This window comes from Elusimicrobiota bacterium (genome assembly GCA_016722575.1).
Classification (GTDB): Bacteria; Elusimicrobiota; Elusimicrobia; order FEN-1173; family FEN-1173; genus JADKIY01.
Genome location: JADKIY010000004.1, coordinates 1 through 17,031, shown reverse-complemented (window position 1 = coordinate 17,031; position 17,031 = coordinate 1). Strand labels below are relative to the sequence as shown.

21 protein-coding genes, 1 tRNA gene and 1 pseudogene are annotated in these 17,031 nt (G+C 59.8%); 7 read left to right on the top strand and 16 right to left on the bottom strand.

Features of this window, described 5'->3' with window-relative positions:
• Positions 1 to 402: 402 nt before the first annotated feature.
• From IPP68_08930 to IPP68_08860, 15 genes are all read right to left on the bottom strand, one after another.
• Entirely contained in the window at positions 403 to 660 is a 258-nt protein-coding gene (locus IPP68_08930) for a hypothetical protein (protein ID MBL0350482.1), read from the bottom strand.
• Positions 661 to 848: 188 nt separating this feature from the next.
• The gene (locus IPP68_08925) at positions 849 to 1,013 is read right to left on the bottom strand and encodes a hypothetical protein (GenBank protein ID MBL0350481.1); all 165 of its coding nucleotides are present in this window, start codon (positions 1,011 to 1,013) and stop codon (positions 849 to 851) included.
• 293 nt (positions 1,014 to 1,306) lie between these two features.
• A complete protein-coding gene (locus IPP68_08920; GenBank protein ID MBL0350480.1) occupies positions 1,307 to 1,417 on the bottom strand; it encodes a hypothetical protein in 111 nt (36 codons plus the stop codon).
• Positions 1,418 to 1,628: 211 nt separating this feature from the next.
• Entirely contained in the window at positions 1,629 to 1,958 is a 330-nt protein-coding gene (locus tag IPP68_08915; protein ID MBL0350479.1) for an efflux RND transporter permease subunit, read from the bottom strand.
• Between the two features lie 36 nt (positions 1,959 to 1,994).
• A complete protein-coding gene (locus IPP68_08910; protein MBL0350478.1) occupies positions 1,995 to 2,408 on the bottom strand; it encodes an efflux RND transporter permease subunit in 414 nt (137 codons plus the stop codon).
• A 221-nt stretch (positions 2,409 to 2,629) separates the two neighbouring features.
• Complete coding sequence (locus IPP68_08905) at positions 2,630 to 3,913, bottom strand: efflux RND transporter permease subunit (protein MBL0350477.1); 1,284 nt, start codon at positions 3,911 to 3,913, stop codon at positions 2,630 to 2,632.
• On the bottom strand, positions 3,910 to 4,761 hold the full coding sequence (locus tag IPP68_08900; GenBank protein ID MBL0350476.1) for an efflux RND transporter permease subunit: 852 nt from the start codon (positions 4,759 to 4,761) through the stop codon (positions 3,910 to 3,912). Before IPP68_08900 ends, IPP68_08905 begins: the two co-directional genes overlap by 4 nt.
• A 17-nt stretch (positions 4,762 to 4,778) precedes the next feature.
• Positions 4,779 to 5,336 carry a hypothetical protein gene (locus IPP68_08895; GenBank protein MBL0350475.1) on the bottom strand — a complete coding sequence of 186 codons (558 nt, stop codon included), beginning with the start codon at positions 5,334 to 5,336 and terminating at the stop codon, positions 4,779 to 4,781.
• Complete coding sequence (locus IPP68_08890) at positions 5,333 to 6,562, bottom strand: TolC family protein (protein MBL0350474.1); 1,230 nt, start codon at positions 6,560 to 6,562, stop codon at positions 5,333 to 5,335. Before IPP68_08890 ends, IPP68_08895 begins: the two co-directional genes overlap by 4 nt.
• A gap of 567 nt (positions 6,563 to 7,129) precedes the next feature.
• The gene (locus tag IPP68_08885) at positions 7,130 to 7,951 is read right to left on the bottom strand and encodes a thermonuclease family protein (protein MBL0350473.1); all 822 of its coding nucleotides are present in this window, start codon (positions 7,949 to 7,951) and stop codon (positions 7,130 to 7,132) included.
• On the bottom strand, positions 7,938 to 8,630 hold the full coding sequence (locus IPP68_08880; GenBank protein MBL0350472.1) for a DUF4145 domain-containing protein: 693 nt from the start codon (positions 8,628 to 8,630) through the stop codon (positions 7,938 to 7,940). The genes IPP68_08885 and IPP68_08880 overlap by 14 nt, the downstream gene beginning before the upstream one ends.
• A gap of 6 nt (positions 8,631 to 8,636) precedes the next feature.
• The gene (locus tag IPP68_08875) at positions 8,637 to 8,915 is read right to left on the bottom strand and encodes a hypothetical protein (GenBank protein MBL0350471.1); all 279 of its coding nucleotides are present in this window, start codon (positions 8,913 to 8,915) and stop codon (positions 8,637 to 8,639) included.
• Positions 8,912 to 9,685, bottom strand: a complete 774-nt coding sequence (locus tag IPP68_08870) for a hypothetical protein (GenBank protein ID MBL0350470.1) — start codon at positions 9,683 to 9,685, stop codon at positions 8,912 to 8,914. Before IPP68_08870 ends, IPP68_08875 begins: the two co-directional genes overlap by 4 nt.
• A 1,133-nt stretch (positions 9,686 to 10,818) precedes the next feature.
• On the bottom strand, positions 10,819 to 11,160 hold the full coding sequence (locus IPP68_08865; protein ID MBL0350469.1) for a hypothetical protein: 342 nt from the start codon (positions 11,158 to 11,160) through the stop codon (positions 10,819 to 10,821).
• A 117-nt stretch (positions 11,161 to 11,277) separates the two neighbouring features.
• A complete protein-coding gene (locus IPP68_08860; GenBank protein MBL0350468.1) occupies positions 11,278 to 11,493 on the bottom strand; it encodes a hypothetical protein in 216 nt (71 codons plus the stop codon).
• Positions 11,494 to 11,780: 287 nt separating this feature from the next.
• On the opposite strand from IPP68_08860, the gene IPP68_08855 reads away from it, so the two are divergent.
• A complete protein-coding gene (locus IPP68_08855; GenBank protein ID MBL0350467.1) occupies positions 11,781 to 13,253 on the top strand; it encodes a recombinase family protein in 1,473 nt (490 codons plus the stop codon).
• Here the strand turns inward: IPP68_08855 and IPP68_08850 are convergent.
• Positions 13,245 to 13,317, bottom strand: a tRNA-Ala gene (locus IPP68_08850). The genes IPP68_08855 and IPP68_08850 overlap by 9 nt on opposite strands.
• 936 nt (positions 13,318 to 14,253) lie before the next feature.
• On the opposite strand from IPP68_08850, the gene IPP68_08845 reads away from it, so the two are divergent.
• The 6 genes and pseudogenes from IPP68_08845 (at position 14,254) to IPP68_08820 (ending at position 17,027) form a co-directional block, all read left to right on the top strand.
• Entirely contained in the window at positions 14,254 to 14,841 is a 588-nt protein-coding gene (locus IPP68_08845; protein ID MBL0350466.1) for an HAD-IC family P-type ATPase, read from the top strand.
• A 45-nt stretch (positions 14,842 to 14,886) separates the two neighbouring features.
• The gene (locus tag IPP68_08840) at positions 14,887 to 15,249 is read left to right on the top strand and encodes a hypothetical protein (protein ID MBL0350465.1); all 363 of its coding nucleotides are present in this window, start codon (positions 14,887 to 14,889) and stop codon (positions 15,247 to 15,249) included.
• Positions 15,250 to 15,494: 245 nt separating this feature from the next.
• Positions 15,495 to 15,596: pseudogene (locus IPP68_08835) on the top strand (HAD family hydrolase).
• 91 nt (positions 15,597 to 15,687) lie between these two features.
• Entirely contained in the window at positions 15,688 to 16,347 is a 660-nt protein-coding gene (locus tag IPP68_08830) for a cation-translocating P-type ATPase (GenBank protein MBL0350464.1), read from the top strand.
• The gene (locus IPP68_08825) at positions 16,344 to 16,697 is read left to right on the top strand and encodes a cyclic nucleotide-binding domain-containing protein (protein MBL0350463.1); all 354 of its coding nucleotides are present in this window, start codon (positions 16,344 to 16,346) and stop codon (positions 16,695 to 16,697) included. Before IPP68_08830 ends, IPP68_08825 begins: the two co-directional genes overlap by 4 nt.
• 87 nt (positions 16,698 to 16,784) lie before the next feature.
• A complete protein-coding gene (locus IPP68_08820) occupies positions 16,785 to 17,027 on the top strand; it encodes a winged helix-turn-helix domain-containing protein (protein ID MBL0350462.1) in 243 nt (80 codons plus the stop codon).
• Positions 17,028 to 17,031: the final 4 nt, after the last annotated feature.

Genomic DNA, 17,031 nt, shown 5'->3' with positions numbered 1-17,031 from the left:
CCACGGCACCTCCATTGTCCATTGATCGAGTTCGCTTTTAGAGGTCACTAGGTCCCGTGATTGACGATGGCCTCTGCAAGCGCCGTCCGTGCGCCGCCGTGCAGGCATTGCACCGCCCGCACGTCACCGCTGGCAGCTGCCCAAGAACCTGCCCCCCTCCCCAAGCCGGCCCATACACAAAACCGGGCCGGCCTTGGGCAAGTTATGAGGCTGCCGGGCTTGCGTGCCCCCACACCCCCGAGGGGCCAATCACCTACCCCCAAAAACAAAGGCGGGCGCTGAATAACGCACCCGCCCACAACTCACAAAAATAAAATCTATCCGATCTGCGTTTCAGCAACCCCATTCCTTCCGGCATTTCATCCACATGATTCCACATGATATCCGTCAGGTGATAGGTCATCAGGCCTGCTTTCCTTCCAACTCGTGGAGGGCTTCCCTCAAGATGCCGATGGAGGAGATCAGGATCATGGCGGCGATGACGCCCCGTTGGCGATGTCCGGCCGGAGGCACCGAGCCAGAGAACCGGGGCGGCGAGCGGAGCGTGACGCCCAGGTTGGCAAGCACGTCGTTGCGGGGCAGAGCCAAGTAGAGCGCATGTTCCCTATCGTCGTCTTTGTGTTTGTAAAGCAGGAGGAGACAGAGAGCGTTGGCAGCCAAGGCGGCGACGCCACGGCACCATGCCCCGGCGAACGGGACGACACCTGAGAAGGCATGGTGAACCGTTTGTCCCAGGACGCCCGATTCAGGAGCAGCATGACGAGTCCCTTTCCCCAGGGCCGCCCCAGCCTTCCATCGGGAACTTCGGTCCATGACGTACCAGGCTGACGGCATAAACCAGCGCGTCTTCAAGCATGTCCATAGGTCACCAGGAGCGCCACGGAACGGAAAAACAGGCCGCCCGCGGCCTCGATGAGCATGGCGAGGTTGACGGCGAGGACGATCTTAAGGACGCGGATGTGATCTTCCCGCAGGGGCGATGAAGGGCAGTCGTGGTCGTGGCATGAACTCATGAGGAGTCTCGCAGCACTTTTATATTTCTTCCCGCTGCCGCAAGTAGGAGTCGTTGCGGCCGATCTTGGGCTCCGGCCGGACGAGCGGGGCGTGGGCTCCTTGCCCTGGAGGCGGCGGAGTCCTTCCTGTGAGCACGAATCCAGGCTTGCGCGCGGCGGCGTCGGGAGAGTATCCACCACTCCCGCTACATCCGCTCGAAACTGCTCTCGTGTTTCCCTGCGAAGCGTGGAGTCGGCCAGGATTTTAAGGGCGTGCGTGACGCCGACCCAGACCCGTTTCAAGCGGTCCATCTTTAGATGGCCTCATCTCCACGTTTGCCCGTGCGGATGGCAAGGGCGTCCACGGCCTCGATCACGAAGATCTTGCCGTCCCCCTTGTTCCCGGTATGGGCGCGGGATTGGATGGTCTTGAGCTCGGTTTCACCATTCGGTCAGAGAAACGACAAGCTCAAGCATGGTCCATTCGTCCGACTCCAATACATCGTCGTTGGGGCTTTTGGGGCTACGCCCGTAGCCTTTGACCTGGAACAGTACAGCCAGGGAGGTTGGAAATGGCGTGAAGGTCTCGGAGCACTTCTTCCGCCTTGTGGGGTTTGATAACAGCCTTAATCTCTTTCATAGTTCCACCTCTTTTTCGCTCCAGATTTTCTTCTCGAGCAGGGACACTAGAACCGGAAGGACCACCAGCGTCAGGAGCGTTGAAGACACGACGCCGCCAATGACAACGGAAGCTAGGGGACGCTGGACTTCGGAGCCGACGCCGGAAGAGAGCATCATGGGCAAGAACCCGAAGATTTCAACCAGGGCCGTCATGAGGACGGGACGAATTCTCAAAGTCCGTGCCCTGGTGAATGAGTCTTGACCCTTGACGCCCTCACGGTGGAGGTCGTTGAAGCAGTTGATGAGGACCACCCCGTTCAATGCGGCAATGCCGGAAAGCGTCACGAACCACCGCGGCGGAGATACTGAAGGGCAGGCCGTTCAGCATGAGGCCCAGGACGCCCCCCTACCAGCGTAAAGGTACGCAGGAGAAGATAAGAAGGTCTCGTAGACGTTGCGGAAGGCGATGTACATCATGCCGAGCACCAGAACCAGGACGAGGGGCGTCAAGACCGCCAAGCGGGACTTGGCCTGCTGGAGATTCTTGAAGTTGCCGCCCCACTCGATGAAATAGCCCGACGGTATTTTGACGGCTTCATCAACTTTCCTCCGGGCTTCGGCCACGAAGCCCTCCGTGTCCCGGCCGCGCGGGTTGACGAGGATGGCGACCCGGCGCTTGCCCATCTCCCGGGAATAGGCGCCGAAGGTGTCCGTGAAGCGGAGGCTCGCCGCCTCGGCCAGGGGGACGGTGGAGTTGGCGGAGATGCCGACGGGGAGGGTCTTTAGGGCGTCCAAGTCGGAGCAGTCCTTTCGTTCAGCCGTACGACAATGGGGAAGCGTTTCATCCCCTCGTAGATGACGCCGACTTCCTGGCCGCCGACGGCGGTGCCGACCGTCTCCAGCACCTCGCGGTTGGAGACGCCAGGGAATGGGGCGGCTCGAGTTGGGTTCGACATGCAAGAGCGGCGACTTGCCCCCGGATCTCCAGCTCCACGTCGCCGGCACCGGGCTCTTATCTATGACGGACTTGATCTTCCCGGAGAGGTCCGACAGGAGGTCCATGTCGTCGCCGAAGATTTTGACGGAGATGTCCGCGCGGGTTCCCTCCAAAGCTCGTTGAAGCGCATCTGGATGGGCTGGGTGAGGAGCATACGCTGGCCCGGCACTTTTCGCCGGAGCCGTTCGACGAGCGCGTCCGAGAGGTCTGCCTTCGAGGGCTTCCGACCGTCGATGGGTTCCCAGCCGTCCTTGTCCTTGAGGAGGATGAAGGTGTCCGAGAGGTTCACGCCCATGGGGTCGGTGGCGACCTCAGCGGTGCCGATGCGGCTGAAAACGTGACTGACCTGGGGGAACTCCCGGATGACGGCTTCGGTCTTCTCCTGGAGGGCCACGGATTGGTCTATGCTGATGGTGCCGGGGCGAACGAATTGGATGGCGAGGGACCCTTCGTCCAATTGAGGAAGGAACTCGCCGCCCAGACGCGTGAAAAGAAATCCACCGAGGAGGATGGAAAAGGCCCCCAAGGCCAGAACCCAGGGACGATGCTTGAGGAATAATTTAAGCGTCGGCTCATAAGCGCGCCTGATCTTGAGCATGAGCCATGGCTCTTTCTCCCCCACGTCCCCTTTGAGGAAGAGGCTCGCGAGGGCCGGGGCGATGGTGAAGGAGAGGACGAAGGCGGCCAAGAGAGCGATGCAGAAGGTCCCCACCATCGGGACGAACATCTTGCCCTCCACGCCGGTGAAGGCGAAGATGGGCAGGAAAACGACCACGATGACCAGTTGGCCGAACCCCGCGGACTGCCGGATTTCGAGCGTGGCCTCCTCGATGGTGCGGGCCAGCTCTTCCTTTTTGAGCGCACGGTGTAGTTCCATGCTGCGTTGGTGGACCCGCCGGACGCAGTTGTCTATGACGATCACCACGCCGTCCACGATAATGCCAAAGTCCAGGGCGCCCAGGCTCATGAGATTGCCGGACATTCCCATGCGATTCATCACGATGAAGGTGATGAGAAGCGTAAGCGGGATGGTGACGGCGGTGATGAGCGCGGCCCGAAGATTGCCCAGGAGGAGGACCAAGATGACGATGACCAGCAGGGCGCCGGTGACGAGATTGTGCTCGACGGTTCCCAGGGTCGCGTCCACCAGGACAGAGCGGTCGTAGAGGACATTAAGGACGACCCCTTCGGGGAGGCCCTTCTTTATCTCCGCCACTTTTTGCGCCACGCGGTGGGCGACGACGCGACTGTTCTCGCCCAGGCGCATGAGCGCCGTGCCGACGATATCCTCCCGGCCGTTCACGAGCGCGGCTCGGTGCGGAGTTCCGTGGCCAGTTGGACCTGGGCCACATCGCCGATGCGGATCGTCTTGAGGGACTCCAGAGACTTGATGGGTGCATGGCGAATGTCTTCCGCGTCCTTAAGGAGGCCGGTGGCTTGGACGAGGAACTGCTCACCCGTCTGCTGGATGTAACCGCCGCCCACGTTGCGGTTTGTGTTCTCCAGGGCCCCGATGAGGTCGTTGAAGTGGAGGCCGTATTGCGCCATTTGGCGGATGTTGGGTTGGACGTGAAACTGTTTCTCGAAACCGCCGATGCTGTTGACCTCGGCAACACCGGGCACCGTGAGGAGACGGGGTTTCACGTACCAGTCTTGGACGCTCTTGAGTTCCATGAGCTGAGCGACACGGGCGGCGCCAACGGCGGGCGTGGAGGCCTGAAGGGTGTAGAAGTACACCTCGCCCAGACCCGTGGTGACGGGGCCAAGGCCCGGCTGGATGCCTTCCGGGAGTTCGGGGACAACGCCTTGGAGGCGTTCCGAAACCATCTGGCGTGCACGGTAAATATCCACCCAGTCCTCGAAGACCAGCGTGACTTGGGAGAGGCCGAACCGGGAGATGGAGCGGGTCTGAACGAGGTCCGCCAGGCCGCCCATGCCGTTCTCGATGGGAACCGTGATATAGCGCTCGATCTCCTCGGGGGTGAGGCCCTCGACGGCGGTGTTGACCTGGACCTGATTGTTGGTAATATCGGGCACGGCGTCGATGGGCAGAGCTTGGAAGCTGGTCCACCCCAGGCCCGCGAGGATGAGGGCCAAAGCAAAGACAAGGCCCCGGTTATTGACGGAAAATCTGACGAGTTTTTCGATCATGAGGGTCTCCTAAAAATCTAGTGGCCGTGCCCGGCTTCGCCGGTAGAAAAAGCGTCTAGCTCGGCAACGCGGAGGAGCGGAGCGCCCTCAACGACGATTGTGTCGCCGGGGCGGAGGTCCTTCTTCCGTTGCGGGATGAATCGGACAAGAACGCCCTGCGGTCGCGCCTCGCCCTCAATCAACTTGTACCAACCATCCCGCAGACGATAGACACCGGTCTCGTCCTTAAAAGTGACAATGGCCGATTTGGGGAGCGTAAACTCCTCGGGCGCGGCTTGGGTCTTGATCTCCAAGGTCTTGACGGCTTCATCGGCGAGTTGAAGGCCTTTCTCGGCGTCGGTGGCCGTCACGGCGTTGCCGGGGCCAACGCCGGAAGAGGCTTCCTCTTCCCCCTCTTCGTGGCCTTCTTTCCGTTGGTCGTCGTGTTCTTCGCCCTCCTCATGCCGGCCCTCACCCCCGTTCTCATGGTCCTTGTGGCTCTCTTCCGCAGGGGATTCCTGAAGAACGGGGGGGAGTTTCTCGGCCCGAATTCCGAGAGGCAAAGCGAGGCAAAGGATCAAAAGAAAGAGTTTCATAGTCCCTCCTGAAGGGCACTGCCTTCCAAAACGTAGATGGACCAGAGAGCTTCCAGGGCGCGGAGCTCCTGAGCGTTGAGGCTTTCGGCGAAGTCGGTCATTTGGCGGTGGGCCTCGATGACGAGGGCGCTTTGGACGAGGCCCCGCTCGAAAAGGCTCTCCATGCCCTGGTGCTTCTTCTCCATCTGCTCCAGCGTGGGCATGCCACGCAGGGAGGCGACGGCGTCTTGATAGATCTCAAACCAGGTTTGCCATTGCGTGGAGAGTTCGCGATCGCGTTGGGCCAGGTTGACTTCGGCGCGACGGGCCTCGGTGCGCGCCAAGGCGCGGGCACCCTGGTTCTGTTGATAAAGAGGAAGGTCCAGGGAGAGCGCGCCGCCCAAGGACCGATTCTTCCGGCCGCGTCCGGATTCCATCCCCACCTTGGGACCGAGCTTGAGATCGGGCCGGGCGTCGCTGTCGGCCAGGGCCAATTCAGCTTGGGCGAGGGCGAGGTCGGCCTGAGCCTCCTTGCGGAGCGCCCCGGCAATCGTCGGTGCGGCGGTAAGACCGGGCCATGTGGTCTTGGGCTCGGGGAGGGCCTTGAGGATCGTGGGGAAGTCGGCGCCGGTGGCGAGATCGAAATACCGCTTCAAGGCCCGCTGCTCCTGCAGGAGCCGGGATTTGCGCAGGGTGTAGTCGCTCTGCGCAAGGAGGAAGACGTTGAGCGAAACTTGCTGTTCGGGCGAGAGCTGGCGGCGGTTTTTGTATTGGCCGATGATGGTGCCGAAGGTGTTCTGGGCCTCCTCCACGGCGTGGAGCTCGTCCTGGAGATGCCTGAGACGATAGAGGTTGAGGACGGCGGAAAGGGTCACCTCCTCCCGCGTCTTCTGCACCCGCGCGATCACCGCTTCTTTTTGCGCCCTGGCGCGATCCAGACGATGTCGGCGTTTTCCGCCCATTTCGAAGGTATGGAGGTAAGCGGCTTCGGCGGAAAGGGCGGCCTCATCCTCTTCACTGTTGGACACGGCCTCCGCGTCGAGCTCGGGGTTGGGACGCTGGCGGGCGAAGGCATCGAAAGCATCGAGGTTGGCGGCCTCGGCCTCGGCGCGGAGAACGTCCGGGTGGTTTTTCTGGACGCACGCCAGGACGTCCTGGGGTGAGGCGAAGGACGGACACGAGGGCTCGTCCGCGCGGACGACCTGGAATATGAACAAGGGCAGAAGCCCGACGAATAAATTTTTCATGGGTTCCTTTATGGATTCAGAATGCCGTCTGGCCCTCGGGGGTGGCCGGACAGGGGATATTATTGGTGGAGATGAAGCGGGTTAAGAGGAGACTTTAGGGGGGTGAAAAATGGACTTGTCGGACAGGAAGTCCAGCAAGTCCGCGTCCACGCGGACGACGTGCGGAGTGGACGGGATGACTTGGTGAAGCCTGGAATCCGGGTTGTTGACGAGATGGACGCACGTGCAAGTATGGCAGACGGGAACAGCGCCGTGGCAGTCCGCCGCCGCGCTGTTCAAGGCCATATCATTGCCAAAACCTAAAAGCATGAACAGAAAAATCCACTTTCTCATCTTCCCTGAGCCTAACACACGCGAGACGCCCCTGCAAGTGGGGGCCTTGATCTTGACGCGCCGCTTGTAGTCAAAAAAGGGCGGGCCTTTTAACATCCTTCTTGAAAAGGCTAGCGTATGTATCGGGGTCTTGGTTCACGTATAAGTTGGATAAACCGGCTCCATTCAACCAATGATACATTGCCTTTTCCCCGGCATTCCCCTGCTCAATCTTTTTCTCTATTTCCTGCTGTTTCACATTCGGTCTCCCATTTCTCTGCTCAATAATTCCTGATTTAAATAGCGCCCCCCGCGATACACTTCTTCTATGTTGGCCTTTGAGTCAAAGCTATAGAACACATCTCCCAAGAATCTTCCGTTGATGTCAACTTTTGTGGTCCGGACTACAACAAAGGGGGCTTGGGCCAGTTGATTTCGAACAAATGTCGCCGCGTCTTGGCCTTCTGTTGTGTTGATTTCCGGTGAATTTATCCCTGACAACCGAATGCGTTGCTTCTTCTTAATATCGAAACCACAATCAATATCGAGCACCAATGTGTCGCCGTCAACCACATCAAGCACAATCCCTTTAAAAACATAGCCAACCGTTGTTGGGCGCTTTAATTTCTTTGATGACCCATCGGTGGGGACATCCTTTCCCGCGGACTCCACCGCTTCCAGTAATTGATCCCGAGTCCAACGGTTTTTTTCGGCAAGGTCACTGAATTTTCGCCGCTCGGTCGAATCTTTAATTGCCAGGAGGACGCGGTAATGGCTCCAACTTAAAAAATCACTCCGGGGAACAGCTTTGTATACGCCATGGAACTGGATGCAACGGTAAAGGGTGGTCACATCGGTCTGCATGTCCTTGGCTAGTCGAGCCAAGACCGCCTTTTCATATCCAACATTGGCCGTCAGATTTTCCATGGCAATCCGCCCACCTATTTCCCAGTAGGTGGCCAACAACTGGTAATTAACCGCCGACCGCGCCCGGGCCTTTCCCACCTCCCACAATTTCCGCAGATCGGAAAATAGTTTTGTGTAACTATTTTCCGTCAATAGTTCATTTTTTGACATTTTCCCCGGGCGATCTATCCTTTGACTTTAAGATACGTTCAACGGTTGCTCGATCGCTATAAAAATCTTCGAGTATCCTTTGACAGTATTTTCGTGATTCTTGGACTTCACTTTCACTAATTTCCCGCCATTCATCGTGAAGAACATCATTTCCTAAAACACGAATGTTTTCTTGCGCCAACTTTTTCCTAGATTCGGTAATCAGCCCATCGTTGGCGGCAAGGTCAATTTTCTTCCCGAGACCAACCCCTTCGTTGTAGCCATTCGCTTTTAGTGTTTTTTCCAATACTGATCGGAAAAGTGCTGCGGCAGCTCGATACGTCTCATTCCCCAAACATCTTTCTGCTTCTCGAAATTCTCGGGCAAGTTCATCTGGGACGGTTCGGGGGATAGGATATAACTCTATGGTTTCTGGTGAAAAATAAATCAGAGATTCGATCCCATCTGGGTATTGCGCTCTTTCAAATTTCATTCTGATTGAACCAACTGCCCCCGATCCACATGAACTGCAAGTAAAAAACCGGTGTTGGATGTCGACATCAGACTCAATCATGCGTGAATTCGGCCTTCTCCCTTTCGTTATTGAGACGCCCGTTTTGTCCACAATGAAAGTTGTTAATGCCCCATCGCAATAAACACAGTTTGCGAGAATATTTCCCTTTTCATTCAGTTTTGCCATTTGCTTTCACATTCTCCTTAAAACAATCTTAAGAATTTCGTCGACCTCTAGCTTTTTTTCGACGGGCACTCCATCTCCCCAGGCATCCAGGTGCATCGCCACCAAATCCCGAATCAGCCGGTCTGCCGCGCCTTCAATCCCAACCGCTAATATCAGAATCTTTCGCCAATCGGCGTAGCCAAACCGTTCTTTTAATCCCTCAATCTGGCCTTGAAGCCGCAGGACATCTAGCTCCACTCGGCGTTTGGGAGGGACGGGCGGTTTTTCTTTTTGGGGCCGTTTCATAACTTGTAATCAACCCCCGCGAAAAATCGCCATTGTCGTTGATTTGCATATTCATCAACCGGGCGGTGATACTGGCTTCCTACAATCAAGCCGAACCGGGAAAAATCCGGGCTTGTCCATTCGTTGGCGGGGCTCCATCGCAAACCAACCATGGCTTCTTGAACTTTGTTCTCAATGGGAATCCCCGCCACGATTGCCAGGGATCTGTTCCATTCATTTTGGAACTTGGAAACGTACAGATGGGCGAAGATGTAGGGCTTCACCGTCGCCTTTTTGAACGTGTCGCTTTTGTTCGTCGCCCCGGCCCCCACCCCCGCGCCGAACCAGGACAGGCGCATGTTTGAAAAGTGAAAATCACTGCTTTGTTCATTCCCCGTCTGATGAACGCTTAGCCGATACACGGCCTCTTTTTCCAAGGGGAACTTAATGATCGTCTTCCGAATTGTCGTGCCGGGGATTGGTTCGGCCTTGCTCATATCCACCGCCGCGCAGACACCTTCCAAAGGCCGCTGGCCGTACCGTTGGGGTTCCTTCCCTGTGTAAAGCTTAATAACCTCCATGGCGTTCAACCCGGAGTCTTTTTCCTTTTCATACGCCAGCCCCTCCAACCGAACTTGAAACTGGCTCGGCTCTTTAAAACACACATCCCGGGAATCCCCCGCCATGATGACGGGCGGGTCCATAACAACTGCTTTTTGGTTCAAAACCGGTGCACCCTCTTCGACAAAAACAGCCACATACAAAAACGCTTCATTGGAAAGGCGCTCCACCGCTCGCCCCCGGTGCCAAAGCGACATTACGGGGTTGGGTTCATTTTTACCAAAGGCCAGGACAAGATCAGGGAAATACAGGTTTCGCCGGTCGGCGAAGTAACTTTTTAGAAGCTCCTCCCCGGTAGATCCTTTGCCGTTGGAGGAGATGAACTGAGAGAGACGTTGAGGAAAATCGGATTTCGTGGAGGGATTGCCGCCGCCGGATTGGAGAGGATGCTCGTAGCCCCCCGCGTGGAGAAGGGGAGCCAACAGAATCAGGCTCAAAAACCATGCTTGGATGCTCTTCAAAAGAAGTGCCCCCCTTCAGAAGATTTACACCTCGACCATGTTACCACACCGCCCCACCAACCCGCCACGTTCCACGTGTCGGGCTTGTTGGGGCAAAACCAAGAAAAAGATTGAAGAATTTGAACCTGCGCGCGACCGAGGGGAGGGGCGAGGCCAACGGCCTTGACCCCAGGCCAGGCAAGGCCGACGACGGGGCGTAGCCACGACGGCGGCTCACAGGGCGGATGGGGTTCCAGCGCAGCGGGTAGCGTCCAACGGCCCAACTTGCCAAGCCCGGCGACCGCGCACGTTCCTCGTGCGGGCGCGGGGCGACCAGGGGTTCTCTGGTTTTCAAGCGTAGCGGGCAGCGTCCCAGTCCACCCACAAACCGAGCGGGCCGGGCGGCGGCGCGGGTTTCTCGGGCCGACGCGCGGGCCGCGACCCTGTTTTTCCGTCCAACCGCAGCGGGGCGCGTCCGGGTTTTTTTCAACGAACGAATCAACCGCAGTGTGTTCTTTCTTTTCTCCAACCAACCGCCGGGGGTTTCTCCGCCGTTGGCGGGGTTTTTTCTTTCCCGGCCGCCGCGCTCTCGCGCGGGGGTTTTCCACCCAACACCGCCGCCGATGGCGGAAGGTTCCGCGGCAAAGATCAACCCCTTGCCACTATCTTTCAAAGGGGAAATGGATTGAATAATTCAGTAACGGAAAAGGGCCCGGTATAGCGGTCGAAAAAGTAACGCCCTCGGCGGCGGCACCACCGGCCGCAATGGTTGGTCGATCTCCGCACCCCCCCCTACACACGCGGCAGGTTGGGGGGCCCATCGGCCCCCCCCTCCATTCGCAACAGGTCGATACACCGATCCCCTATAAGGTGGGCCGCAGCTTGTAGTCGCCGGTCAGCTCGTAGTTTTCCCAGTAGCCATGTGATATATTGGGCACGTTCAGGTCGATGGTTTGCGGCCGACTGATTTTGCTCCACAATTTGTCCGTAGCGAACTGAAAAAGAGGGTCCGTTCCCAACAGGGGGGCGGGCCTTTTTTCTTTTTCGGGGGGGCGAACGGCGGGCGGGGCGGAGAGGCCGGGCGTGGAAGCGGAAGAAGGCGATCCCGTCGCCTCTTTTCCGTCGGGAGAGAGCCCCCAGCGGAAGCGGACCGTGATGTTGTCCTTTCCGTAAATCACCTTTTCGATGCCTTGCCGAACGGCCAACGACTTCTCAATCCCAACCCCGCGCGCGCAACCCCGAAGTGGTTCCCCTCCCTACCCTCCCCGGCGGGGCGGGTGGCAAACCCCGAAACGCCGCCCGAATCGAAGGGGTCAATTCTCCTAAACGGGCCCGGCCTTGCCTTTAAAATTGATGTCCTTGACCAACGCCTCGATCGTCTTCGCCAAGAGTTTCTGAACCGATGTTTCCTTAAGCCAGGCCATGTATTTAATTTTTTTGTGGGTTTCGGGGGAGAGGTGCAGGATTACGCTTTTTTTCAGGCCCTTCCTCTGGTAATAAACGATCCCGCCTTTGTCGTAGGGTTTATTGTTCGGCATTGGTAGAGGTTACAAGATAGCGGGCCCTTGACGAATATAAGGTATAGGAGGTATAGTATTAATGTCCAGGTCTCGCGGGGCCGTTTTGCCCCCTCGGAGGGAAGGCCCAGCGGCCGACCTGGACACCCGAGGGGGTTTTCTTTCGCCCCGCAGGAGGCCGCCGTGGAGTTGATAACCGTAATCGCCAAGACGGATTCCCATTTGGCCGAGCACCTTCTGCATTTACTCAACGAGTTCGAAATGGCGCGAACCGAGCGCCGCCGACTCCCCTACCTGGAGGCCATGCCATGCAAACAGTGCTTGCTGAGAAATCCGCCCCCGCCCTGACCCGCTGCGCGATTTACACCCGCGTTTCAACGGACCAACAAGCGGAGGTCGAGTTCAATTCCTGCGAGGCCCAGGAGGACCGCATCAGGTCATTCATCGCCAGTCAAGAGGGCTTCCGCGTCGCCAAAATCTACTCTGATCCAGGCTTCACGGGCGCAAACGTGAACCGCCCGGCCCTTCACAAATTGGCCGCCGACATCAGGGCCGGGCTCATCGACATGGTGATTACCTACAAGATTGACCGCCTCACCCGCTCCCCCCGCGACTTTTACCAGCTGATCGAACTTTTCGAGACACACAACGCGGGGTTTATCTCCGTGACGGAGCGCTTCGATACCTCCACCCCGGCGGGCCGCCTTCTTCGCAATATCATGCTGACCTTTGCCCAGTTCGAGCGGGAGCTGGCCTCCGAGCGCATCCGGGACAAATGCGCCCAGCGGGCCATGCGGGGCCTTTACAACGGCGGCCCTCCGCCCTACGGCTACAAAAAGGTTGAGGGGAAACTGTTCGTTGATCCCAAACGGGCCCGCGTGGTGCGTTTCATTTTTGAGAAATATGTTGAGCTCGGCACGGCGCACCAGGTTACGCTTGCCCTCCGGGATTTGTGGCACGAGCGGTCCACGCTGTCCGATCACTTCGTCTGGCGGGTTTTAAAAAGCCCTGCCGCCGCTGGAAAAACCACCTACAAAGGAAAAATCCTCCCCGGTATTCACGAGGCGATTATTTCGGAGGAGTTGTTCAACCACGCCCAGGCCCTTTTAGGTGAGGAGAACCAAAACAGCCGCAAAACCGGAGCCCCCTACCACCATCTGCCCTATGCCGGGCTCATTGAGTGCGGAGAATGCCGATCCCATATGAGCCCCACTCATACGACCAAGAAAAACACGTCAGGCCCACAGCGCTATTTTTATTACCGTTGCACGTCCACCAACCACAAAGGTTGGAAAGCATGCACCACCCGCCAAATCAGCGCCCCCCGGTTGGAGCAGACCATCCATCAGAACCTCGCACGACTGTCCAGAGACCCTGTTTACCTCAAACAAATGCTGTTTTCGGTCAAAAACCAATTGCATCAGCCCCCTGAAAACGGGTTCGAACCGACCGAACCCCTGGAAGGGCTGACCCCCGAAATCCTCCAAGAAGCACTCGAAAGGCATGTGAAAAATTGCGCGCGCAAAACCGGGATTGAGAAGTCGTTGGCCGTTCGGCAAGGCATCGAAAAGGTGATTTACGGAAAGGACAACATCACGGTCCGCTTCCGCTGGGGGCTCTCTCCCGACGGAAAAGAGGCGACGGGATCGCCTTCTTCCGCTTCCACGCCCGGCCTCTCCGCCCCGCCCGCCGTTCGCCCCCCCGAAAAAGAAAAAAGGCCCGCCCCCCTGTTGGGAACGGACCCTCTTTTTCAGTTCGCTACGGACAAAATGTGGAGCTGAAGGGGATCGAACCCTCGACCTCGTCGTTGCGAACGACGCGCTCTCCCAGCTGAGCTACAGCCCCGTCACTTCGTGATGAGTAGTCGGCGCAGTCCCCAAGCTTTCCGTGGGGGCAGCCCCGTCCTACAAAGAGGTTCACCCTAAATGGTCGGGGCAGCCCCTGCGTCTTCGGCAGGGGCAGCCCTGGTGTGGATGACCCTCATTTTCAAATTGCTGATCCAGCCTGTGGGCGCCCCCTCCCCCCCCCCCCCCCTCCCGGGCCTTTTCAATTGCTGATCCAGCCCCTGCGTCTCTGGCAGGGGCGGTTTGCGCGCTAGCGCGCTCCAACCATTTCCTCGGCTCCCACGCCTCGGTCACAGCCCTGGTGTGGATGACCCTCATTTTCAAATTATTGGTCCATCCCCGCCACTTTGGCCGGGAAAGCCCGGACACAAATGAAACTCAAAGGAAAATCCGGAAATCGCATTATACCAAATCCCCCTCCCCACAGCCGGGATCCGCGCGGCGCTGTTTCCGCCCGTCGAGCAGAGAGCTACAATGCCCCCATGACTGCCACGCCCGCCAAAGCCTTCCCGGTGCCCCGGAATTTGAATCCTATCCCAGGCCGCCGCCGAAACCCGCCGTCGGGCGAAGGCCCCAACGACCTGCCGTCTTCCCACCGTCGAGGGTGGGCCGCCCTGGCCTTGGACGTTTTCCGGGAACCCATGTTCCTCCTGCTGGATCTGCGGCGCCTCTCTATTTCGCCCTGGGCGACGGCCAAGAGGCGGCCATGCTCCTGGGGTTCGTGGTTTTCATCATGGGCATCACGCTTTTCCAGGAAGGGAAAACGGAACGGGCTCTGAGGCCCTGCGGGATTTGTCGAGTCCCCGGGCGCTGGTGATTCGGGACGGGGCCCAGCGGCGCGTGGCCGGGCGGGACGTCGTTCGCGGCGATCTGCTGGTGTTGGCCGAGGGGATCGGGTGCCGCCGACGGGATTCTGCTTTCCTCCTCCCACCTGGCCGTGGACGAATCCCTGCTCACGGGGGAATCGGTTTCGGTTCGAAAAGACGTCCGCGCGGCGGTCCCCGGCGAAACGCCGACCACCGCCGGGGACGGCTCCCCCTACGTTTTCGCGGGGACCTTGGTGGTTCAGGGGCAGGGCCTGGTGCGCGTCACCGGCGTCGGCGCCGCCACGGAAATCGGCAAAATCGGCCGGGCCCTGGAATCCGCCGAGTCCGGTCCCAGCCCCCTGCAAATCGAAATGGCCTCCCTGGTGAAAGTGGTCGCCATCGTGGGCGCGGTTTTGTGCGCGGCGGTCGTGTTGGTGACCGGCTTTTGGCGGGGCGCCTGGCTAACCGGCGTGCTCGCGGGCCTCAGCCTGGCCATGGCTCTCATGCCCAACGAGTTTCCCGTGGTCCTCACGATTTTCCTTTCCCTCGGCGCCTGGCGCCTTTCGAAGCGGGGCGTCCTGGCCCGCCGGATGCCCGCCGTCGAGGCCCTGGGCGCCGTCACGGTGCTGTGCGTGGACAAAACCGGCACCTTGACGGAAAACCGGATGGACATTCAGCGCCTCCTGCCGGGGATCTCCGTTTCGACATTCCCCCGATGAAAACACCTCGAGGAATCCTTCCATGAAATTCTCGAGTTCGGCATTTTGGCCAGCGCGCGAAATCCCTTCGATCCCATGGAAAAAGCCTTTCACGCCCTGGGCGACCGATTTCTCGCCCGCACCGAACATCTCCACGGGGACTGGACGCTGGTCAAGGAATACCCCCTTTCCCGGGACCTTCTGGCCATGTCCCAGGTGTGGACATCGCCGGACCAGCGGCGCTTCGTCATCGCCGCCAAAGGCGCTCCCGAAGCCGTCGCGGACCTGTGTCATTTCCCGCCGGAACGTCTCGAGGCTCTTCGTCGACGGGTGGACGAACACGCCCGGAAGGATACCGCCTCCTGGGGTGGCCAAATCCTCCTTCACGGCCGATGTCCTGCCGGACCTCCAGCACGATTTCGATTTTGAATTCCTGGGGCTGATCGCCTTGGCCGACCCGGTTCGGAAAGACGTGCCCGCCGCCATCGAGGAATGCCGTCGGGCGGGCGTCCGGGTGGCCATGATCACGGGCGATTACCCGGCACCGCCCAAAGCGTCGCCGGGCCATCGGCTTGTCCAACGCCGACCAGGTCTTGACGGGGCCGAGATCGACGCCCTGTCCGAGGAGGCGCTGGCCGAGCGCCTGCGTCGGGTGAACGCTCTTTGCCCGGGCGGTGCCGGAGCACAAACTGCGGCTCATCCGGGCCCTGCGCGCCAACGGCGAGATCGTAGCCATGACCGGCGACGGGGTGAACGACGCGCCGGCGCTCAAGGCGCCCACATCGGCGTGGCCATGGGCGAGCGGGGAACCGACGTGGCCGGGAGGCCGCGGGCCTGGTTCTGCTCCACGACGATTTCGCCTCTCTGGTGAGCGCCATCGCCGGCGGCCGGCGGGTGTTCGACAATTTAAAAAAAGGCATGGCCTACATCCTGGCCATTCACGTGCCGATCGCCGGGCTGTCCTTGGCCTCGGTGTTTCTGGGGTGGCCCCTGGTCCTGTTGCCGATCCACATCGCCTTCCTGCATTTGGTCATCGACCCGGCCTGCTCCGTGGCCTTCGAGGCCGAACCGCCCGAGCCCGACGCCATGCAACGCCCCCCCCGGAAAACCACGGACCGCCTGTTCGGGTGGGACACCCTGGGCCCGAGCCTGGCCCAAGGCGTGAGCGTTTTCGCGGCGGTGTTCGCGGTGTTCGCCCTGGCCCTTCGTCGGGGTCACGGGGAGCTGGACGCCCGGGCCCTGGCCTTCACCACGCTCATGGCGGCCAACGCGGGGCTTATCCTGGCCAACCGCTCCTGGACCCAGTCGACCTGGGCGCGCTGGCGGGCCCCCAACCGCGCCCTCTGGGCCGTGGTCGGCGGATCGGCGCTCTTTTTGGCCGTCGTACTTTCCACGCCGCTTCTGAGACGCCTGTTTCATTTCTCCACTCTTCACGGCATCGACATTGCCGTGAGCGTCGGTGTCCGGGACCCTGAGCGTATTCTTGCGGTATTGACCGCCAAGCGATGGGCGCGGAGGCGGCCTTGACCCCCCGGCGCTCTCCATCGACCGAGGGACTTCCCCCGTCGTCGGCCCTGGGCGCCCTGCCGACCGGGACGCGGTCCGATCTTTTGCCCACGCTTGTCCGCCGACGGGTGAAGGCCGGGGCCTCGCTTTTTCAGGAGGGAGATTCCGGGGAGGCGGCTTTCCTGGTTTTGTCGGGCCTATTTAAGGCGTTGAAATTTTCCCAGGGCGAGCGGGTGTCGGCCATGGACCTGATCGTTCCCGGGCGACTCTGCGGCGTCATCGCCCTGCTGGACCGCCGACCCTACCCCGTGAGCGTGTATGCCCTGCAGGACGCCGAAGTGCTCGTTCTCCCGCGGCGGTTTTCCGGTTGATGTCTCAGCACCCGGATTTTTCAAGGGCGGTCCATGGGGAGGTGGGGGACCATTTGCGGCACGCCCAGGACATGCGCGCCCGGGCCTTTGGAACCCGTCGACAAACGTCTTGCCCACCTTCTGTTGATGCTCCTGCCCGCCCCCGGCGCCGAGGTGCGGGTGCGGCGGGAAGACTTGGCCGAACTCGTGGGCTGCATTCCCGAAACCGCCATTCGCACCTTGTCCGATTTCAAAAAACGCGGATGGATCCGAACGGGCTGGAAACGGATCGCCCTCCTAAACCCCGACGCCCTGCGGCGCTTGTCCCGGTTTCCCACAAACCTGCCCTGACGCA

Excerpts from the sequence above, each read along its gene's own strand:
- IPP68_08925 (MBL0350481.1), bottom strand. The coding sequence starts at position 1,013 with ATGAGTTCATGCCACGACCACGACTGCCCTTCATCGCCCCTGCGGGAA.
- IPP68_08880 (MBL0350472.1), bottom strand. The coding sequence starts at position 8,630 with ATGGCAAAACTGAATGAAAAGGGAAATATTCTCGCAAACTGTGTTTAT.
- IPP68_08860 (MBL0350468.1), bottom strand. The coding sequence starts at position 11,493 with ATGCCGAACAATAAACCCTACGACAAAGGCGGGATCGTTTATTACCAG.
- IPP68_08885 (MBL0350473.1), bottom strand. The coding sequence starts at position 7,951 with ATGTCAAAAAATGAACTATTGACGGAAAATAGTTACACAAAACTATTT.
- IPP68_08900 (MBL0350476.1), bottom strand. The coding sequence starts at position 4,761 with ATGATCGAAAAACTCGTCAGATTTTCCGTCAATAACCGGGGCCTTGTC.
- IPP68_08895 (MBL0350475.1), bottom strand. The coding sequence starts at position 5,336 with ATGAAACTCTTTCTTTTGATCCTTTGCCTCGCTTTGCCTCTCGGAATT.
- IPP68_08875 (MBL0350471.1), bottom strand. The coding sequence starts at position 8,915 with ATGAAACGGCCCCAAAAAGAAAAACCGCCCGTCCCTCCCAAACGCCGA.
- IPP68_08855 (MBL0350467.1), top strand. The coding sequence starts at position 11,781 with ATGCAAACAGTGCTTGCTGAGAAATCCGCCCCCGCCCTGACCCGCTGC.
- IPP68_08890 (MBL0350474.1), bottom strand. The coding sequence starts at position 6,562 with ATGAAAAATTTATTCGTCGGGCTTCTGCCCTTGTTCATATTCCAGGTC.